16 protein-coding genes are annotated in these 18,069 nt (G+C 72.4%); 8 read left to right on the forward strand and 8 right to left on the reverse strand.

The genetic code is table 11. The features are described 5' to 3' along the window. Positions 1-5: 5 nt before the first annotated feature. Positions 6-1,574: a sugar ABC transporter ATP-binding protein gene (locus ACH47X_RS06890; protein WP_397402681.1), complete on the reverse strand. Its 1,569-nt coding sequence runs from the start codon at positions 1,572-1,574 to the stop codon at positions 6-8. A 155-nt stretch (positions 1,575-1,729) separates the two neighbouring features. After that, entirely contained in the window at positions 1,730-2,722 is a 993-nt protein-coding gene (locus ACH47X_RS06895) for an aldo/keto reductase (protein ID WP_397402683.1), read from the reverse strand. A 164-nt stretch (positions 2,723-2,886) separates the two neighbouring features. On the opposite strand from ACH47X_RS06895, the gene ACH47X_RS06900 reads away from it, so the two are divergent. The 4 genes from ACH47X_RS06900 (at position 2,887) to ACH47X_RS06915 (ending at position 7,843) form a co-directional block, all read left to right on the forward strand. Beyond that, complete coding sequence (locus ACH47X_RS06900; RefSeq protein ID WP_397402685.1) at positions 2,887-3,693, forward strand: alpha/beta fold hydrolase; 807 nt, start codon at positions 2,887-2,889, stop codon at positions 3,691-3,693. Between the two features lie 117 nt (positions 3,694-3,810). After that, positions 3,811-5,520: a dihydroxy-acid dehydratase gene (ilvD, locus tag ACH47X_RS06905; protein WP_397402687.1), complete on the forward strand. Its 1,710-nt coding sequence runs from the start codon at positions 3,811-3,813 to the stop codon at positions 5,518-5,520. Positions 5,521-5,593: 73 nt separating this feature from the next. Then, positions 5,594-6,835, forward strand: coding sequence for an MFS transporter (locus tag ACH47X_RS06910; RefSeq protein ID WP_397402689.1), 1,242 nt, complete (start codon positions 5,594-5,596; stop codon positions 6,833-6,835). A 45-nt stretch (positions 6,836-6,880) separates the two neighbouring features. After that, positions 6,881-7,843, forward strand: a complete 963-nt coding sequence (locus ACH47X_RS06915) for a hypothetical protein (RefSeq protein WP_397402691.1) — start codon at positions 6,881-6,883, stop codon at positions 7,841-7,843. A 172-nt stretch (positions 7,844-8,015) separates the two neighbouring features. On the opposite strand, the gene ACH47X_RS06920 is transcribed toward ACH47X_RS06915, so the two are convergent. The 5 genes from ACH47X_RS06920 to ACH47X_RS06940 form a co-directional block, all read right to left on the reverse strand. Next, complete coding sequence (locus tag ACH47X_RS06920) at positions 8,016-8,384, reverse strand: MerR family transcriptional regulator (protein ID WP_397402693.1); 369 nt, start codon at positions 8,382-8,384, stop codon at positions 8,016-8,018. A gap of 455 nt (positions 8,385-8,839) precedes the next feature. Beyond that, the gene (locus tag ACH47X_RS06925) at positions 8,840-9,373 is read right to left on the reverse strand and encodes an AAA family ATPase (RefSeq protein ID WP_397402695.1); all 534 of its coding nucleotides are present in this window, start codon (positions 9,371-9,373) and stop codon (positions 8,840-8,842) included. A 41-nt stretch (positions 9,374-9,414) separates the two neighbouring features. Further along, positions 9,415-10,107, reverse strand: a complete 693-nt coding sequence (locus ACH47X_RS06930) for a LysE family translocator (protein WP_397402697.1) — start codon at positions 10,105-10,107, stop codon at positions 9,415-9,417. A gap of 42 nt (positions 10,108-10,149) precedes the next feature. Then, a complete protein-coding gene (locus ACH47X_RS06935; protein ID WP_142037092.1) occupies positions 10,150-11,694 on the reverse strand; it encodes a peptide MFS transporter in 1,545 nt (514 codons plus the stop codon). Positions 11,695-11,793: 99 nt separating this feature from the next. Then, a complete protein-coding gene (locus tag ACH47X_RS06940) occupies positions 11,794-12,480 on the reverse strand; it encodes a cytochrome b (protein ID WP_397402699.1) in 687 nt (228 codons plus the stop codon). A gap of 71 nt (positions 12,481-12,551) precedes the next feature. Here ACH47X_RS06940 and ACH47X_RS06945 point away from each other — a divergent pair, with 71 nt between their 5' ends. Continuing rightward, the gene (locus tag ACH47X_RS06945; RefSeq protein ID WP_397402701.1) at positions 12,552-13,205 is read left to right on the forward strand and encodes a TetR/AcrR family transcriptional regulator; all 654 of its coding nucleotides are present in this window, start codon (positions 12,552-12,554) and stop codon (positions 13,203-13,205) included. A gap of 16 nt (positions 13,206-13,221) precedes the next feature. Beyond that, positions 13,222-14,379: a glycosyltransferase gene (locus ACH47X_RS06950; RefSeq protein ID WP_397402703.1), complete on the forward strand. Its 1,158-nt coding sequence runs from the start codon at positions 13,222-13,224 to the stop codon at positions 14,377-14,379. 60 nt (positions 14,380-14,439) lie between these two features. Here the strand turns inward: ACH47X_RS06950 and ACH47X_RS06955 are convergent, their stop codons facing one another. Next, positions 14,440-15,546 carry a LacI family DNA-binding transcriptional regulator gene (locus ACH47X_RS06955; protein ID WP_397402705.1) on the reverse strand — a complete coding sequence of 369 codons (1,107 nt, stop codon included), beginning with the start codon at positions 15,544-15,546 and terminating at the stop codon, positions 14,440-14,442. 469 nt (positions 15,547-16,015) lie between these two features. Between ACH47X_RS06955 and ACH47X_RS06960 the strand changes: the two genes are divergently transcribed. Both ACH47X_RS06960 and ACH47X_RS06965 read left to right on the forward strand, forming a co-directional pair. Continuing rightward, positions 16,016-17,035: an ABC transporter permease gene (locus ACH47X_RS06960; protein WP_397402707.1), complete on the forward strand. Its 1,020-nt coding sequence runs from the start codon at positions 16,016-16,018 to the stop codon at positions 17,033-17,035. After that, on the forward strand, positions 17,032-18,018 hold the full coding sequence (locus tag ACH47X_RS06965) for a carbohydrate ABC transporter permease (RefSeq protein WP_397402709.1): 987 nt from the start codon (positions 17,032-17,034) through the stop codon (positions 18,016-18,018). Before ACH47X_RS06960 ends, ACH47X_RS06965 begins: the two co-directional genes overlap by 4 nt. Positions 18,019-18,069 lie beyond the last annotated feature (51 nt).

Raw genomic sequence — 18,069 nt, forward strand, 5'->3', positions numbered from 1 at the left:
TCCAGTCATTCCGAGTCTCCGGTCGTGACGAGCGAGCGGTCCGCACCGAACCGCGTCGCGAGCTCCATGATCTGGTGCTGGTCGGCGTCGGCGTTGGCGAGCGTGCCGGTGACCCGGCCCTCGCACATGACGACGATCCGGTCGGCCAGCCGCAGCACCTCGGGCAGCTCCGACGAGATGACGATGATCGACTTGCCCTGCGCGGCCAGCGCCGTGAGCAGCGTGTAGATCTCGTCCTTGGCGCCGACGTCGATGCCGCGCGTCGGCTCGTCGACGATCAGCACGTCGCAGTCCCGCACGAGCCACTTGGCCAGCACCACCTTCTGCTGGTTGCCGCCCGACAGGTTCTTGGTGCGCTGGGCGACCGACGGCGTCCGGATCGAGAGCCGGTCCACCATCTCCTCGGCCACGCGGCGCCCGTCGGCGTCGCGCACGAACCCGCCGCGGGTCAGACCGCGCAGGGAGGACAGCATCACGTTGCGCACCACGTCCTGGTCGAGCAGCAGGCCATAGCGCTTCCGGTCCTCCGAGAGGTACCCGATGCCGTGCCGGACGGCGTCCGCGGGGCTGCGCACTGTGACCGGCCGGCCGTTGACCTCGACGACGCCGGCCGAGCGGTCGGCGCCGATGATCGCCCGCGCCACCTCGGTGCGGCCGGCGCCCATCAGGCCGGCGAAGCCCAGGATCTCGCCGCGGCGCAGCTCGAAGGACACGTCCTTGAGCAGCGCACGGGTGCTGAGCCCGCGGACTGCGAGCACGATGTCATGTCCTGAGCTGTCGCGCTCCGATCCGCCGTCGGAGGTGACGGGCCCGCGCGGGGCCGGCCGCACCCCCGTCTCGAGCCGGCGCCCCACCATGGCGGCGATGACCTCCCTCGTCGCCGTGGTCGCCGTCGGGAGCGTGTCCACGTACCGCCCGTCGCGCAGGACCGTGATCCGGTCGGAGATCTCCTTGATCTCCTCCATCCGGTGCGAGACGTAGATGACGCCCGTGCGCGGCGAGACGAAGTCGCGCACGATGCGGAACAGCGTGGCCACCTCGGTCTCGGTGAGCGCCGCCGTCGGCTCGTCCATGATCAGCACCCGCGCGTCGAACGACAGCGCCTTGGCGATCTCGACCATCTGCTGGCCCGCGACGCTGAGACGGGACACGGGCTGCCGCGGATCCAGCGGGATGCCGAGCCGCTCGAACAGCGCGGCGGCGCGCCGCTCCAGCTCGTCGTCGCGGATGAGCAGCCCGGCCCGCCGCAGCTCGCGGCCGATGAAGATGTTCTGCGCGACCGTGAGGTCGGGCATCAGATGGAACTCCTGGTGGATCACGCTGATGCCGAGCTCGTTGGCCTGACGCGGGCCCGCGGGGCTCATCGGCGCGCCGTCGAGCTCCATGGTCCCGGCGTCAGGCTGGTAGATCCCGGAGAGCAGCTTGAGGAGCGTCGACTTGCCCGCCCCGTTCTCGCCCACCAGCGCGAGCACCTCGCCGGGCCGCAGGTCGAGGTGGACGCCGTCGAGCGCGCGGACCCCGGGGAAGGACTTGCTGATCCCCGTGGCACGGAGAAGTGCGGGGCCGTCCGTCACGTGAGCTCCCTTGCGTACGTGCGACACACATCCGACCTCAGGCATTCAACCGCAGACATCAGATGCATCTCAAGACCTCGGGGCAGATTATCCGCGAATTCGCCTCAATCAACCCCCGAACCGAGGAGATAGGTCGGACGTTTGGCGTCGGCGCCTCAGCCTGCCGGCGGCACCGCCTCTGGCGCGAGCAGCCCGGCGTCCGCGAGCGCCTGCCACAGCTCCCCTGGCACGGCGACGGCGGCCCGCTCCGCGGCCTGCACCGCGTGCTCGGGCGCGCCGAGTCCCACGACGGTGCTCACCACGGCCGGGTGCGTGCGCACGTAGGCGAGCGCCGCCTGCGGCAGGGTCACGCCGTGCTCCTCGCACACCGCGGCGATGCGGCGGGCACGCTCCAGCGGCTCGGCGGCGACGGGCGCGTAGTCGTAGGTCGCGTCCGACGGCGGCCGGTCCTGCGCGAGCAGTCCCGAGTTGTAGACGGCGGCCGCGACGACGGCGACGCCACGCTCTGCCGCGGCGGGCAGCAGGTCGGCCAGGGCGGGCTGCTCGAGGAGCGTGAACCGCCCGGCGCACATGACGACGTCGACGTCGGTCTCGCGTACGAACCGGGTCAGCATGGCGGACTGGTTCATCCCGGCGCCGATCGCGCCGACCACGCCCTGGTCGCGGAGCTCGACGAGCGCGGGCAGGGCCTCGTGGGCCGCCTGCGTCCAGTGCTCGTCGGGGTCGTGCAGGTAGGCGACGTCGATCCGGTCCAGACCGGTGCGCTCCAGGCTCGCCTCGATCGAGGCGAGCACGCCGTCGCGGGAGAAGTCCCAGACCCGGCGTGAGGTGGCGGGCACGTCGAACATCTCGGGGTCGCGCCGGCCGGCGGTCTCGGGCGAGGGCACCAGCAGTCGTCCGACCTTGGTGGAGATCACCAGCTCGTCGCGGGGCCGGGTGCGCAGGTACGCGCCGAGGCGGCGCTCGGACAGCCCGAGGCCGTAGTGGGGCGCGGTGTCGAAGTACCGGATGCCGGCGTCCCACGCGGCCTGGAACGTGGCGTAGGCCTCGTCGTCCGTGGTGGCGCGGTACAGGTTGCCGGCGGGGGCGGCGCCCAGGCCGAGCGTGGTGAGCCGGACGCCGGTGGCGCGCACCTCGGTGGTCTGCATGCGGTGTCCTCTTCGACGGGTCGGCTCGACGGGTCGGCCACGTGGCCGGCGACAGCACCGGCGACGTGGCCGGCGAAACATCAGATGTATAGCACCGAACCGGCCTCGGACGGAACGTCCCTCGGACCGACGACCCCGACGGGACGTCCCGGTAGGCTCGCCGCGTGACGGCGCTGTGGTGGACGGAGTCCGGACCGACCGACGCCCCCGTGGTGCTGTTGCTGCACGGCGGCGGCATGGGCGCGTGGATGTGGCGCGACCAGGTGGCCGTCCTGCGCGAGCGTTACCGCGTGATCAGGCCGGACCTTCCCGGCCACGACCACAGCGCGGAGGTGCCGTTCGGCTCCCCGGGCGAGATCGTCGCGGACCTCGCGGGCCTGCTCCGGGAGGTGACACCCGGCCCCGCGCGAACACTCGGGGCCGGCGCTCCGGAGACGACGGTCGTCGGCTTCTCGTTCGGCGCCCAGCTCGCGTTGGCCCTGGCCGCCGCACATCCCGACCTGGTCGCGCGCGCCGTCGTCGTCAGCGCCCTCACTCAGCCGATGCCGCCACCTGGCCTGGGCGCGAGTCTGGGCGCGAGCGTGAGCGCCGGGCTCGTGCGCGCGGCGGCCCCGCTCGGCGGGCAGCGCTGGTTCGCCCACCTCCAGGCCAGGGCCCTGTACGTGGACGAGGCGATGTTCGACGACTACCTGCGCACGGCCCGCTCGCTCTCGGCGACGAACCTGGTCGCGATGACGTCGGCCAACGCGGCCTTCCGCATCCCGGAGGCGTGGGAAGCCTTCCCCGGGCAGGCGCTGCTGCTGGCCGGGGGTGCCGAACCGCGTGCCCTCGTGCGCGGGATGCGCGAGCTGCAGAGCCGGCTGCCGCCGTCCGAGCTCGAGGTGGTCCCGGGCGCCGGGCACGGCCTGCCGCTCCAGCACGCGGCCTGGTTCACGCGGCGGCTCTCGGACTGGCTGAACCAGCAGAACTGACTTCGGTCGGATGCCTTGAGACCGGTCAGTCAACCGACCGGTCTCAAGGCATCCGACCGATGTCGATTCGGCTCGGCTGGCTCGCGCGTGGCCGGCCCGCCCGAGGCACAATGCAGGATGACCACTGACGAGAACCCCTCGGTCGACGTCAAGCCCCGCTCCCGCCAGGTGACGGACGGCCTCGAGGCCACCGCGTCGCGCGGCATGCTCCGCGCCGTCGGGCTGGGCGACGACGACTTCGCCAAGCCCCAGATCGGCGTCGCGAGCTCCTGGAACGAGATCACGCCCTGCAACCTCTCGCTGGACCGCCTGGCCAAGGCCTCCAAGGAGGGGGTGCACGCCGCGGGCGGCTACCCGCTGGAGTTCGGCACCATCTCCGTCTCGGACGGCATCTCGATGGGGCACGAGGGCATGCACTTCTCGCTCGTGTCCCGCGAGGTCATCGCCGACTCCGTGGAGACCGTGATGCAGGCCGAGCGCCTCGACGGCTCGGTGCTCCTGGCCGGGTGCGACAAGTCGCTGCCCGGAATGCTGATGGCGGCCGCCCGCCTGGACCTGTCCAGCGTGTTCCTCTATGCCGGCTCGATCATGCCGGGCTGGGTCAAGCTGACCGACGGCACCGAGAAGCAGGTCACGATCGTCGACGCCTTCGAGGCCGTCGGCGCGTGCTCCCGCGGGCTGATGAGCCAGGAGGACGTCGACCGCATCGAGCGCGCGATCTGCCCCGGCGAGGGCGCGTGCGGCGGCATGTACACCGCCAACACGATGGCGTCGGCGGCCGAGGCGCTCGGCATGTCGCTGCCCGGTTCGGCAGCTCCGCCCGCGGCGGACCGCCGGCGCGACACGTGGGCGCACCGGTCCGGCGAGGCCGTGGTGAACCTGCTGCGCAAGGGCATCACGGCGCGCGACATCCTGACCAAGGAGGCGTTCGAGAACGCGATCGCCGTGGTCATGGCGTTCGGCGGGTCCACGAACGCGGTGCTGCACCTGCTCGCCATCGCGCACGAGGCCGAGGTGGAGCTCACCCTCGACGACTTCTCCCGCGTGGCCGACCGCGTGCCGCACCTGGGCGACCTCAAGCCGTTCGGGCAGTACGTGATGAACGACGTCGACCGCATCGGCGGCGTGCCCGTGGTGATGAAGGCCCTGCTCGACGCCGGCCTGCTGCACGGCGACGCCCTGACCGTCACGGGCCGCACCATGGCCGAGAACCTCGCCGACATCGCGCCGCCGGACCCGGACGGCAAGATCCTGCGCGCCATGGACAACCCGATCCACCGCACCGGCGGCATCACGATCCTGAGCGGTTCGCTGGCCCCGCAGGGCGCCGTCGTGAAGTCGGCGGGCTTCGACTCGGACGTGTTCGAGGGCACCGCGCGCGTGTTCGAGCGCGAGCGCGGCGCGCTCGACGCCCTGGAGGACGGCACCATCCAGGCCGGCGACGTCGTCGTCATCCGGTACGAAGGGCCCAAGGGCGGTCCGGGCATGCGCGAGATGCTCGCCATCACCGGCGCCATCAAGGGTGCGGGACTCGGCAAGGACGTGCTGCTCATCACCGACGGCCGGTTCTCCGGCGGCACCACCGGCCTGTGCGTGGGCCACATCGCCCCCGAGGCCGTCGACGCCGGACCCATCGCCTTCGTGCGCGACGGCGACCGCATCCGGCTCGACGTGGCGAGCAAGACACTCGACCTGCTGGTCGACCCGGCCGAGCTCGAGTCGCGGACGGCGGGCTGGGCGCCGCTGCCGCACTCCTACCAGCGGGGCGTGCTGGCCAAGTACTCGAAGCTGGTGCAGTCGGCGTCGAAGGGGGCTGTGCTGGAGTGACCGTGCTGGAGTAGACGAGCCCACACTCCGGACCAGGTCGTTGCCGAGGGTAACTATCTGGCACGATGGCGACGTGACGAGCGACGGCGGTTCAGACAGTCCCGGTCCGGACGGTTCCGGGGACGATCGGGACTTCCGTTTTCGCGACATCGCCGTCGTCGCCTACCTGCCCTCCGTCGTGAGCTCGATCGGCCACGGCGCCGTGATGCCGGTGCTGGCGATCCACGCCGGCAACCTGGGCGCGGCCACCGCCATGGCGGCGTTCGTCGTCGCGCTGCTGGGGATCGGCCAGCTCGCCAACTCGCTGCCCTCGGGCGCGCTCGTGGCGCGGCTGGGCGAGCGGCGCACCCTCGTGATCGCCGGCCTGGTCGACGCCGTGGCGATGATCGTCGCGTTCCTGGTGCCCTCGGTCTGGCTGCTGTGCGTCTGCGTGTTCGTGAGCGGCATGAGCTGGACGGCGTTCCTGCTGGCCCGGCAGGGGTTCCTGATCGACGCGGTACCGCTCAGCCACCGGGCGCGCGGTATGGCGCTCCTGGGCGGGTCGATGCGCCTGGGCATCCTCATCGGCCCGCTCCTGGGCGCGCTGCTGATCCACCTGTTCGGGGTGCGCTCGGTCTTCCTGCTCGCGGCCTGCGCGTCGGTCGCGTCGGCGCTGATCGTGACCCGCATGCCGGACTTCGGCCGGGTACGCCGGGGCACCGTGCCGCTGCCCGTGCGCTCGGTCCTGTGGGAGCACCGCCGCACCCTGCTCACCCTCGGCGTGGCAGTGATCATCATCGGCGCGTCGCGGTCCGTGCGCACGGGTCTGCTGCCCCTGTGGGCCGACCACGTGCACATCTCCGCCGCGGTGGTCTCCCTGCTGTTCGCGGTCGCGGCCACCATCGACATCCTGCTCACCCTGCCGGGCGGCTGGCTGCTCGACACCAAGGGCCGCCGGGTGGTGGCCGTCCCGGTGGTGGTGGCCGTCGGCGTCGGCTGCCTGCTGCTCCCCCTCGCCGACTCCGCGCTCACCGTCGGCGCCGTGATGGCGCTCATCGCGCTGGGCAACGGCCTCGGGTCGGGCATCGTGATGACGCTCGGCGCCGACGTCGCGCCGCAGGAGGGCCGCTCCCAGTTCCTCGGCGGCTGGCGGCTGTGCGGCGACATCGGCAACACCGGCGGGCCGCTGCTCGTCTCGGCCGTCGCGGCGATCGCGCCGCTGGCCGCCGCGCCCGTGCTCATCGGCGTGCTGGCGCTGCTCGGCGCGATCTGGGTGGGCCACTGGACCGGCCGCGCCGACAAGGACAGGCGGGCCGGGGGCGGCGCTCCGGCGTAGCCCGGCTACCGGGCGGAACGCCGGCGCCCGTGCCACGGTGAGACCGTGACAGCGCCGCCGGAACCCCTCGACGCAGCGGTCGACGCCCTCTACACGCAGCCGCTCGACGGTTTCGTCGCGGCCCGCGACGCGGCGGCCCGCCAGGCCGCCGACGCGGGCGACGCCCTCGGGGCGCAGCGGATCAAGCGCCTGCCCAAGCCGTCGGTCGCGGCCTGGGTGATCAACCACGTGGTGCGGGAACGACCGGACGATGTCGCGGCGCTGACCAGAGTCGGCGACGAGCTGCGGGCCGCGACGCAGGACCGGGACCGCGCCCGCATCCGCGCGCTGGACCACCTGCGCAAGGAGCGCACCGAGGCCCTGGTCGGCGTGGTGCGGCAGGCCGGAGAGGTGGGCGGGCGGCCCGTGTCTGCCGCCGTCCTGGACCGCCTCACCGAGACGCTCACCGCCGCGGTCATGGACGCCGACGCCGGCGCGGCGGTGCGGGCCGGCCGCCTGGCGCGCGGCCTGCAGCACGCCGGGTTCGGCGTCGTGGACGAGCTCGGCGAGGAGGCCGACCTGGTAGCGCTACGGCCCGCGGCGGCGTCGGACGCGGAGAAACTGGCGAAGGAAAAGCCGGCGAAGGAACAGCCGGCGGAGGAACGACCGCCCGAGGACGTACAGCCGGAGGAAGCACAGCCGGAGGACGCCGCTGACGCCGCCGAACGCGCCGTCGAGGAGACCTCAGCGCAGGTGGACCGCCTGGAGGAACGGCACGACGACGTCAGCGACCGCCTCCGCACGGCCGAGGCCGCCGTCGACGACGCTCAGGACGAGGCGACCCGCCTGGACGACGAGCTCGCGCGGCTGACCGAGGAGCGCGACGCGGCGCACCGCGCGCTCGACGAGACCCGGGCGGCGGCGGACGAGGCCCGCACCGACCTGGCCGCCGTCGAGCAGGAGCTGGAGGACGCCGAAGACCGCGCCGCGCAGGCCCGCCGCCGCCGTCGGGCAGCCAGAGGGAAGTGAGCGGGAACCCAACCGCGCGGGCGGTAGGCCCGCGAGGGTGCGCGGGGGTGCGCGAGCCCTGGCGGCTCCGTATCGGTCGCTCGACCGCGCTCAGCACCCGCACCTGCTGCTCGTCGTAGGTCTGGTCCGCGTACTCGGCGAGCAGCGGCGCGAGCTGGGCCGAGCGCACGGATCAGCGCCGCGGTCCGGGCCTCGCCGACCGGGCGGGCGGCAGGTCGGGCACGACGCCGTGCTGCCGCAGCACCGCGATCACCGCGCGGCGGCTGATGAGCCGCCGGATCCCGGCGGCCGCCTCCTCGTCGAGCCGGTCGAGCAGGTCCGCGGCGGCTTCGGGGTCGTCGAGCAGCTCTGGAAGGTCCGCGAGGGGCACGCCGAGCTCGGTCAGCCGGATGATCCGCAGCAGCCGTGCCAGGTGCCGCACGTCGTACTCGCGGTAGTCGTTCGACGCGAGGTCGGGCTCCTCGAGAAGCCCGATCTGGTGGTAGTGCCGCAGGGTGCGGATCGTCACGCCGGCGAGTGCCGCCAGCTCACTGGAACGCATCGCCCACTCCTCATGTCGAGGTCCGGTCGCATCGGCAGTGCCCCCGACCGACCGTACTGCTGTGCACGCCGGGCCCGAGCACGACGCGACGTCGGGGTGCACGCCGGACTCGCAGGTTCACCCGCGAGCGACACGTCCGGCCACGCCGGCGCAGGCGGATGCACGTCGTCGTGCAGCCGCTTCCCCGCGCCGGTATCCGCGTCGGCTGCCGCACCGGCGCCCGTGTCGGCAGCAGCCCGGCAGCACCGGGCTCGTCTGCCCCTCCGCAGGGGGCCCCACACTGCGGAGGGGTTTGCACGGCAGCCTTCGTCCCAGACACGAGTGCTACCAATTGCAACATATCAGCCCGTAATCAACGCCGAGCGCGAGAATGCGAAAAACGTCCGCAATGCGGCAGGCGAAATGGAAATCGAAATGCGCCTGCTTCTCACCCGGGATTTCGCATCGCGAACCCCTCAACCCGCCGCAGCGGCATCACGGCCCACGGACAGCGCCGTGACCAGGAGCTCTACCGTCTCCTCCGCGGACGAGGCCTGCCCCACCACGATCTCGTGGTCCACGCCCAGCCGGTCGTCGCTGGTGAACCAGCCGGCCATCTGTTCGGGCGTGAACTCGGCGGACTGCGGCCTGGTGGCGTGCCTCCGCACCGTCTCGTCGAACGGTACGTCCAGATATGCGCACACCGTCGTCCCGGCGTGGTCGGCCACCAGTCCGGTGAGCATCGGGCCGTAGTGGTCGACGGCCAGGATGCCCTCCAGCACCACGGAGTAGCCGGTGTCGAGCGCGTGCCGCACCACGGTGTCGATCATCGAGATGTTGGCCCCGCCGGGCACGTCCTTCTCCCACATCAGCACGCGGCGCAGGTAGTCCTGCTGCACGAGTGCCGTCCCGCGACCCATCCGCCGCCGGAGTGCCGCCGCGACGGTGGACTTGCCCGCCCCGGAGGGACCGCGCACGACGACGAGGCAGGTCTGCCGGGTCCCGGCCACGGCCGGATCAGAGCCTTGCTCGCCGGACCTTGCCGACCGCGTCAAACCTTGCTGCCGCTGAACGCGAGCGTGCCGCCGAGCCCGATCATCATGCCGCCACCGGTGGCGCGGATCGCAGCGAGCCGGCGCGGCGACGACGCGAACCAGGAGCGGGCGGCGCCGGCCAGCACTGCCCAGATGCTGTCGAAGACCAGCGCCACCAGCGTGAACACCAGGCCGAGCACCATCATCTGCAGCGGTACCTGCCCGGCGCGTACGTCCACGAACTGGGGCAGCGCCGCGACGAAGAACACGATCGTCTTCGGGTTGGTCACGCCCACCACGAAGCCCTGGCGCAGGATCGCCCAGCGCGACGGCGTCCGGCGTCCGGCAGGTGCCTCCAGCCCGGCCCCGGCCCCAGCAGCATTCCCAGGCCCTGCCCCGTCCCCGTCCGGCTCGGCGCCGTCGCGACGGTGCCGGATCGCCTGGACGCCCAGGTAGACCAGGTAGGCGGCGCCGAGCAGCTTGATGACCGTGAACACCACGATCGACTCGGCCACGACCGTGCCGACGCCGAGCGCGACGGCCGCGACCAGCGGCAGCGCGCCGAGCTCGTTGCCGAGCACGCTCAGCAGCCCGCCGGGGCGACCCAACGAGAGCGAGCGCCCGACCACGAACAGGACGCTCGGCCCGGGAATGACGATGAGGATCACCGACGCCACCACGAAGGCGACGAGGGTCTCGAAGGCCGGCATGGGCTCACCCTATGACCCGGCCGGGACCGCCCGCCCGGAGTTTTACTCCCCGCTCGTGTGCACCCCTTCGAGGGCGTCCGCGCGGCGCACGTGCCGGGTGACCCACGGTCCGAGGAGCGCGAGCACGGCCGCAAAGCCGAGCGCGACCAGGCCGATGCCGCCGAAGTAGGCGGTGTCGGACGCGCCTTCGGTGGCCTGCACGAGCTGCGCCGTGATGGCCTGCCCGGCCGCGGGCGCGAGGAACCACAGCGCCATCGCCTGCCCCTGGTAGGCACGTGGCGCGAGCAGCGTGGTCGCGGCCAGGCCCACCGGCGACAGGCACAGCTCGCCGAGCGTCTGGATCACGTACACGACGGCCAGCACCCACCCGGGCGTGAGGTTGTCGCCCGCGATGGCGGACGCCCCGGCCAGCACCAGGAACGAGAGGGCCGCGAGCGCCAGGCCGATCGCGAACTTGTACGGCGTCGGCGGGCGGTCCTTGGTACGGACCCAGAGCCAGGCGAACACGGGTGCCAGGATGATGATCGAGGCAGGGTTGATCGACTGGAAGAACTCGGGGCTCACGGTGAACCCGAGCACTTCGCGGGACGTGCGGTCGGCCGCGAAGGTGGCGAGCGTGGTCGCGGCCTGCTCGAAGATCATGAAGAAGAGCATCGCGGCGACGAACAGCGGGATGTAGGCGACCAGGCGGGGGCGTTCGGCGTCGGTCACGCGCGGCGAGCGGTACATGGTGATGAAGAACGCGATCGGGGCGAGGAACGCGATGTAGCTGAGGGCATCGATGAGGGCGTGCACGCCCCAGCCGCCGGCGACGAGCACGGCGAGCAGGTACACCACGACGACGGCGCCGAGGATGATCGCGAACATCCGCACCAGCGCCGGCCGCTCCCCCGGCTGCACGGGGTTGGGCACGATGTCGCCGGCGCCCTGCAGGTTCTTGCGGCCCAGCACGAAGAACACGAGCGCGATGCCCATGCCGATCGCGGCCACGGAGAACGCGGCGTGATAGCCCCAGACGGCACGCACGGCGCCGACGATGATCGGCGAGAAGAACGAACCGATGTTGATCCCCATGTAGAAGATCGAGAACGCCGACTCGCGCCGCGGGTCCTGCCGGTCGTACAGCGCGCCCACCATGGACGACACGTTGGGCTTGAGCAGGCCGGTGCCGAGGGCGACGAGCACGATGCCGAAGTAGGAGAACCCGGCTGCGGGTACCGAGAGGCACACGTGCCCGGCGGCGATGACGATGCCGCCGTAGAGCGTGGAGCGCCGGGCGCCGATCAACCGGTCGGCGAGCCAGCCGCCCACCACGGACAGCAGGTAGACGCCGGTGCCGTAGATCGACACGACGGCCTCGCCGAGCGTCTGGTCCAGGCCGAGCCCGCCGTTGGCGATCGTGTCGGTCAGGTAGTAGACCAGGATCGCGCGCATGCCGTAGTAGCTGAACCGCTCCCACAGCTCCGTCGTGAACAGCGTCATCAGGCCCAGGGGATGCCCGAAGAACCTGCGGTCGCCCGCCAGCGCGGCGGGCGGTGTCTGGTCCGGTCCGGTTCCTGACGGCGGTGTCGCCGACCCTGTGCTCATCACCCGATCGTCGGCGCGTTGCGCGCGAGGCGCACGTCGGGCGGGAAAGTGTGCGCTGTGTCGTCACTGCCGAGCCGGCTGGGCGGCTGGCGGGGCCGGCTAGCGGGGCCGGCTCCAGAGCATCCGGCCGATCACCCGCCGGCGGACCACCACACCGACGTGCGCGGCCAGCGCCGCGAAGAAGCACAGGTGAGCCGCGATGTGCAGCGGGAGCAGGTCCGTGCTGCCCACCACGAGCGCGATGCCGGTCGCGGGGACCACGAAGAGCATCGCCAGCAGGACCCGCTCAGCCCAGTGCATGATCTTGCGGTCCGTACCGGTGAGCCGGGGGTCCCAGGGCGGCAGCGTCGTCGTCCGGCGCCACACGAGCCGCAGCACGCCGACGGCGATGATCGCGAGGCCGAGCAGCACGTGCCAGCCGGGGAGCGCGAGCCGGCTGGCCGCGCCGTCCACGCCGCCCGCGCCGTCCACGCCACCGCCCGACCACAGTTCCGACCAGGCGGAAGCGACGGCGTCGTCGGCGTCCTGCTCCCGCAGGTCCTGCGCCTGCTCGCAGCTCTCCTCGAGCTGGTCGAGCCGCTCCTCCTCCGCGTCGGTGGTGTCGCCGCCGCTGCGGTCCTCCCCCGGCGGGTCGCAGTCGACGGAGGAGACGCCGTCGGCCCCGCCGCCCCCGTCGTCGTCCATCGCGTAACCGACCGCGAACTGGGTCACCAGCAGCGCGACCGTCGCCCAGTGCAGGACCTTGGTCACGATGCCGTAGCCGTGCTCCCCGTTGCGCCACCTCATGCGGGCAACCTCACCGCATGACCAGGCACACGTCCAGCCCCTTCACCCGCACCGCTCCTTAGGCTGGTGGGATGACGACTCGCCCCTACCGGTCGACCCTGCGCGAGCAGGCGGCGGCCTCGACGCGCGCCGCGATCCTGGACGCGGCCGAGGAGCTCTTCGCGCAGGACGGCTACGCCCGCGTGACGATCGGCCGCATCGCGCAGGCCGCCGGCGTGGCGCCCAACACCGTGTACGTGGCGTTCGGCAACAAGGTCGGCCTCGTGCGCGGGCTGACGGAGCGGGCATCGGGCGAGGACAGCATCCAGGAGACCCTCGCGGCCATCGCGGAGTCGGACGACGCCGAAGCGATCGTCGACCTGACGGTGCGCAGCACCGGCGACGTCGTGCACGGGCACCGGCGCCTCATGACCTTGCTGATCGCCAACGCGGCCGCGGACCCGGAGATCGGCGCGACCCTGCAGGGCACCGAACGGCTGCTCCGCGAGCGGTTCGGCCTGATCACGGGACGGCTCGCGACGCTGGGCGCGCTGCGCCCGGACCTGGACGCCGACCAGGCGACCGACCTGCTGACCTACTACCTGAGCCCCGAGTCGTGGCTGCGGCTGGACGCGCTCGGCTGGGACCCGGACGCCAGCCGGTCCTGGCTGCGCGGACAGCTCGGACTCGCGCTGCTCGGTTCCGGCAGCGACCCCGGGAGAGGTTCCGGAGGAGATTCGGAGTAGTCCTACACTAATCAATGTGCGCATACTCTTCTCAAGCACCCCCGCTCACGGGCACCTGCTGCCCCTGCTCCCCCTCGCCCGCGCGTTCCGCGACCGCGGCGACCAGGTCGCCGTCCTGACCGCGGCGGCGTTCGCCCCGCTGCTCCACGCCGAGGGCATCGAGCTGGTCGCCGCCGGGCCCACCGCCGACGTCCTGTTCGCGGAGTCCGGACGCCGGACCGGCGTCGACGCTGCCGCAGACCCCCGCCCGGAGGCCGTCGCGGACTTCTTCGCCGGCACCCGCGTGGACCTCACCGCCGACGACGCCGTGGCCGCCGCCCGCGCCTTCGCCCCCGACCTGATCGTGGCCGAGGCCCTGGACTTCGTCGGCCCGCTGGTGGCCGCCTCGCTGGACGTCCCCCACGCGACGATGGCGTTCGGCCCGGCGATCCCCGCCGAGTTCACCGACGGCATGTACGCCCTCGTGGCGAGCCGCTACGCCGACCGCGGCCTCGCCGCCGCCCCGGCCCGGTGGCACCTCGACCCGTGCCCCGACCTGCTCCAGCCGCCCGGCTGGCAGGCGCCCGCGAACCACGTCGCGGTCCGGCCGGAACCGCACCAGGGACCTGGCACACCGGGTACGGGCGCCGGAGCTGGCACGCGCGGCGAGCACCCCCGGGTGCTCGTCACGTTCGGCACGCACTTCTCCGACCCGGCGACCCTGACCCCGATCCTCGCCGAGCTGCGCACCGTCGGCGTGGACCTCGTCGTCACGCTCGGCCTCACGGCGAGCGCCGCGGACCACGAGCTTCCCGACAGCACCCCTGGGACGAACGCGGCCGGAGACATCACGTTCGTGCCCTTCACGCCCCTCGCGGACCTTCTGCGGGACGTCGACCTCGTCGTCACGCACGGCGGCGCCGGCACGACCCTCGGCGTCCTGTCCCGCGGCCTCCCGCTCGTGGTGGTCCCGCAGGGTGCCGACCAGTTCCTCCAGGCCGCCGTGGTCAGCGCGACCGGCACGGGCATCGCGGTCCAGCCGGGTCCCGACGTCCCGGAGTCGGTGGCCAAGGCGGTCGTGACCCTCCGCACCGACCCGAGCTACGCGGAGGCCGCGGGCAAGGTTGCCGCCCAGATCGCGACCATGCCGACGCCGTCCGAGGTGGCTGCCCGGCTGACCGAGTCGCTTTCCTGACCCGGCCCCCTGCCCTGACCCAGCCCGGTCCTGACCCAGCCCTCAGGTCGAGCAGCTGGGTCAGGACGGCGCCGGCCCCGTCGAGCCCCGCCAGATGATCGTGTTCAGCGGGCCGCCCGACGCCGCCTCGGCCCCGCGGGCGGTCTCCGCGCCCGGCTGGAGCGTGGCGACCAGCCGCGCCATCGCTGCCCGGCCCAGCTTGCGGTGGTCGACGTTGACCGTGGTCAGCGTGGGCTCCAGGTACGCCCCGAGCTGGTTGTTGTCCCACCCGGTCACACTGAGGCCGCCCGGGATCGTCCAGCCGCGCTCGCGAGCGCCCAGCACCACCCCGGCCGCACCGACGTCGCTCGCGGCGATGACGGCGGTCGGGTGGTCCTCCTCGGGCAGGGAGAGGACGGCCGCGCGTGCGCCCTCGGCCGACCAGTCGCTCTCCAGCACCAGCGCGGGCCCCAGCCCGAGCCGTTCGACCGTGGCGACGAAGACGTCGCGGCGGCCGCGGGCGGAGGCGTAGTCGAGCGCGCCGGTCACGTGCGCGAACCGCCGGTGGCCCAGCTCGGCCAGGCGCACCACGAGGTCCTCGACCGGTGAGCCGTCGGCGAGCTCGCCCACGCCGCGGAACTTGTCGTCGTAGTCCGCGGACACGACGATCGCGGCCCGCTCGGGGAACCGCCCGCCGGAACCGGGCGGCAGCGGCGCGAGCGCGAGCACGCCCTCGACCTGCCCGGAGTCGGCGAGCTCGAGGACCCGCTCGAAGCGGTCGGCCGGCGATCCCTCGACGCTGAAGGCCTCAACGGTGTACCCGTGCTCGTGGGCCACCTCCATCACGCCGCTCAGGATCTGTGGCGGACCGTACGTGGCGACCGCGGGCAGCAGCACCGCGACCCGGCCGCTGCGCCGGGTACGCATGGACCGCGCGGTCAGGTTGGGCCGGTAGTCGAGCTCCTCGACCGCCCGCTGCACCCGGGCCACCGTCTCGGGCCGCATCTTCGCGTCGTTGCGCAGATAGCGCGAGACGGTCTGGTGGGAGACGCCGGCGGCCTTCGCGACCTCCCAGATCGTCGCGCGGCGTCGCCCCGTCGACGTGCTGGTCGAGCCATCCGCCGGGCTGTCCGTCGAGCCGTCGGCCGAGCCGTCCGTCGAGCTGCGCGTCGAGCTGTCGTTCTCCATGCCCCATCCTCGCTGATCATCGGGGCCTTCCGGACACCGCCCGGTGCGAGACCCTTGCGAAGTGATCGATCACCTCCTAGCCTAACCCGCGAACGGTGATCGATCACTCTGCAACGGAGCAGCCGTGGAACAACGATGTACCAGGCCTCCTGCCGTAGTCCACGGCACGGGACCTGCAGCACGCGACAACCAGCAGCGCGCGACGACCAGCACAGCCCGGACCTCGTCCGGGAGATCGTCCGCGCCCGGGGCACGCCCCCGGGCCGCCTGCCCGATCACCGAGGAGCATCACGATGCCCGAACCCTTGCCTGAGAGCGCGCCCGGATACGCGCGGCCGGTCCCGCCACTCGCGGTGCTGCCACTCGCAGCCCTGCCGGTCACAGCCCTGCCGGTCACAGCACTGCCCGGGACTCTGCCGGCAGCGCTGCCCGCGACTCCGCCCGTACCCGGCGTGCCAGGGATCGCGGCATGACCGCGGTCGAGGAGCCCCGCGCGGGGACGCTGCGTTCGAGCTCAGCCGGCCCCGGATCACGCAGCCGGACACCGAACGACGGCTCTCCGCAGCCCGTCCGCCGCCGGCAGTCGTGGTGGCAGCGTCTGGTGCGCGACCGCGCCGTCCTGCTCCTGGCGCTGCCCGGCATGGCTGTCATCATCGTCTTCCAGTACCTGGCGCTCGGCGGCAACGTCATCGCGTTCCAGGACTACCAGCCGTACCTCGGCATCGAGCGCAGCCTGTGGGTCGGGTTCGAGAACTTCCAGATCCTGTTCTCCGGCGACCCGGAGTTCCTGAGCGCGCTGCGCAACACCCTGGTCATCACGCTGCTGCAGACGGTCTTCGTCTTCCCGGCGCCGATCATCCTGGCGCTGCTGCTGCACAGCCTGGTGTCCAACCGGGTGCGGCAGATCGTGCAGTCGGTGCTCTACCTGCCGCACTTCCTGTCCTGGGTGATCGTCGTCGCCGTCTTCCAGCAGGTGCTCGGCGGGGCCGGGCTGCTCAACAACTTCCTGCGGTCGCACGGGTGGGAGCCCATCGACATCATCGGCAACTCCGACGCGTTCTACGCGCTGATCACCTCGCAGGTGATCTGGAAGGACACCGGGTGGGCCACCATCCTGTTCCTCGCGGTGCTCGCCGGCATCGACAAGTCGCTGTACGAGGCCTCGGCCGTCGACGGCGCCTCCCGCTGGCGGCAGACCTGGCACATCACCCTGCCGGGCATGCGGCCGATCATCATCATGCTGCTCATCCTCAAGCTCGGTGACTCCCTGAGCGTCGGGTTCGAGCAGCTCATCCTCCAGCAGCAGGCGGTGGGCCTCGGTGTGTCCGACGTGCTGGACACCTACGTCTACAACCAGGGCGTCCTGGGCGGGTTCTGGGGTGTCGCGGCCGCCGTCGGACTCGTCAAGGGCCTGATCGGGCTGGCCCTGGTCCTCGTCGCCAACAAGACCGCCCACGCCTTCGGCGAGGAAGGGGTGTACCGAGCATGAGCGCGAGCACCACTGCCAGGACCACCACGGCCAGGACCACCACAGCGGGAAGGCCCGGCGCGACAGGACCGGGCGGCGGCCGACGTCAGCGCACGCGCCCCGTGATCGACGGGGTCGCCATGCCCGGCCCGTTCGAGCGCACGGTCAAGGGCGTCGTGCTGACGCTCGCCTGCGCGCTGGTGATCCTGCCGTTCGTCGGCATCATCTCCACGAGCCTGGCCACGCCCGAGCAGGTCACGGAGGCGGGCGGCTTCGTGCTGCTGCCCACCGGTATCGACCTGAGCGCCTACCGGATGATCTTCGCCGGCGGTGTGGTCACGCAGGCGCTCTGGATCAGCATCCTGGTCACCGCGATCGGCACCACGCTGAGCCTGGCCCTGACCACGACGCTCGGCTGGGCGCTGAGCCGCAAGGGCGCGTTCGGCGTGCGGGCGATGCTGCTCGTGGTGCTGATCAGCCTGCTCTTCAACCCCGGGATCATCCCCAGCTATCTCGTGGTCCAGCGGCTCGGTCTGCTGGACACGCTGTGGGCGCTGATCATCCCGACGTCGGTCTCCGCGTTCAACGTGGTGGTCGTGCGGGCGTTCTTCGTGCAGCTGCCGAACGAGGTGATCGACGCCGCCCGGATCGACGGCGCCACCGAGTGGCAGCTCTTCTGGCGCATCGGCCTGCCGCTGTCCAAGCCCGTGCTCGCCGTCGTCGGCCTGTTCTACGGCGTCGGCTACTGGAACGCGTTCTTCAACGCTCTGCTCTACATGTCGGACGCGACCAAGTGGCCCCTGCAGCTCGTGCTGCGCACCTACGTGGTGGACGGCGCCCAGCTCGGCTCGCAGGACCTCGGTATCGACGCCGCCGCCCTGCCGCCCCAGACGTCGCTGCAGATGGCGATCCTCGTGGTCTCCATCGTGCCGGTGCTGCTGGTCTACCCGTTCCTGCAGCGGCACTTCGCCAAGGGCATGCTCACGGGCGCTGTGAAGGGCTGACCCGGCTTTCTCTCCCCGCTTTCCCTTCCCGCTTTCCCTTCCTGCCCTCCC

Origin of the sequence: Promicromonospora kroppenstedtii (genome assembly GCF_044389675.1) — a bacterium.
Lineage (GTDB): Bacteria > Actinomycetota > Actinomycetes > Actinomycetales > Cellulomonadaceae > Promicromonospora > Promicromonospora kroppenstedtii.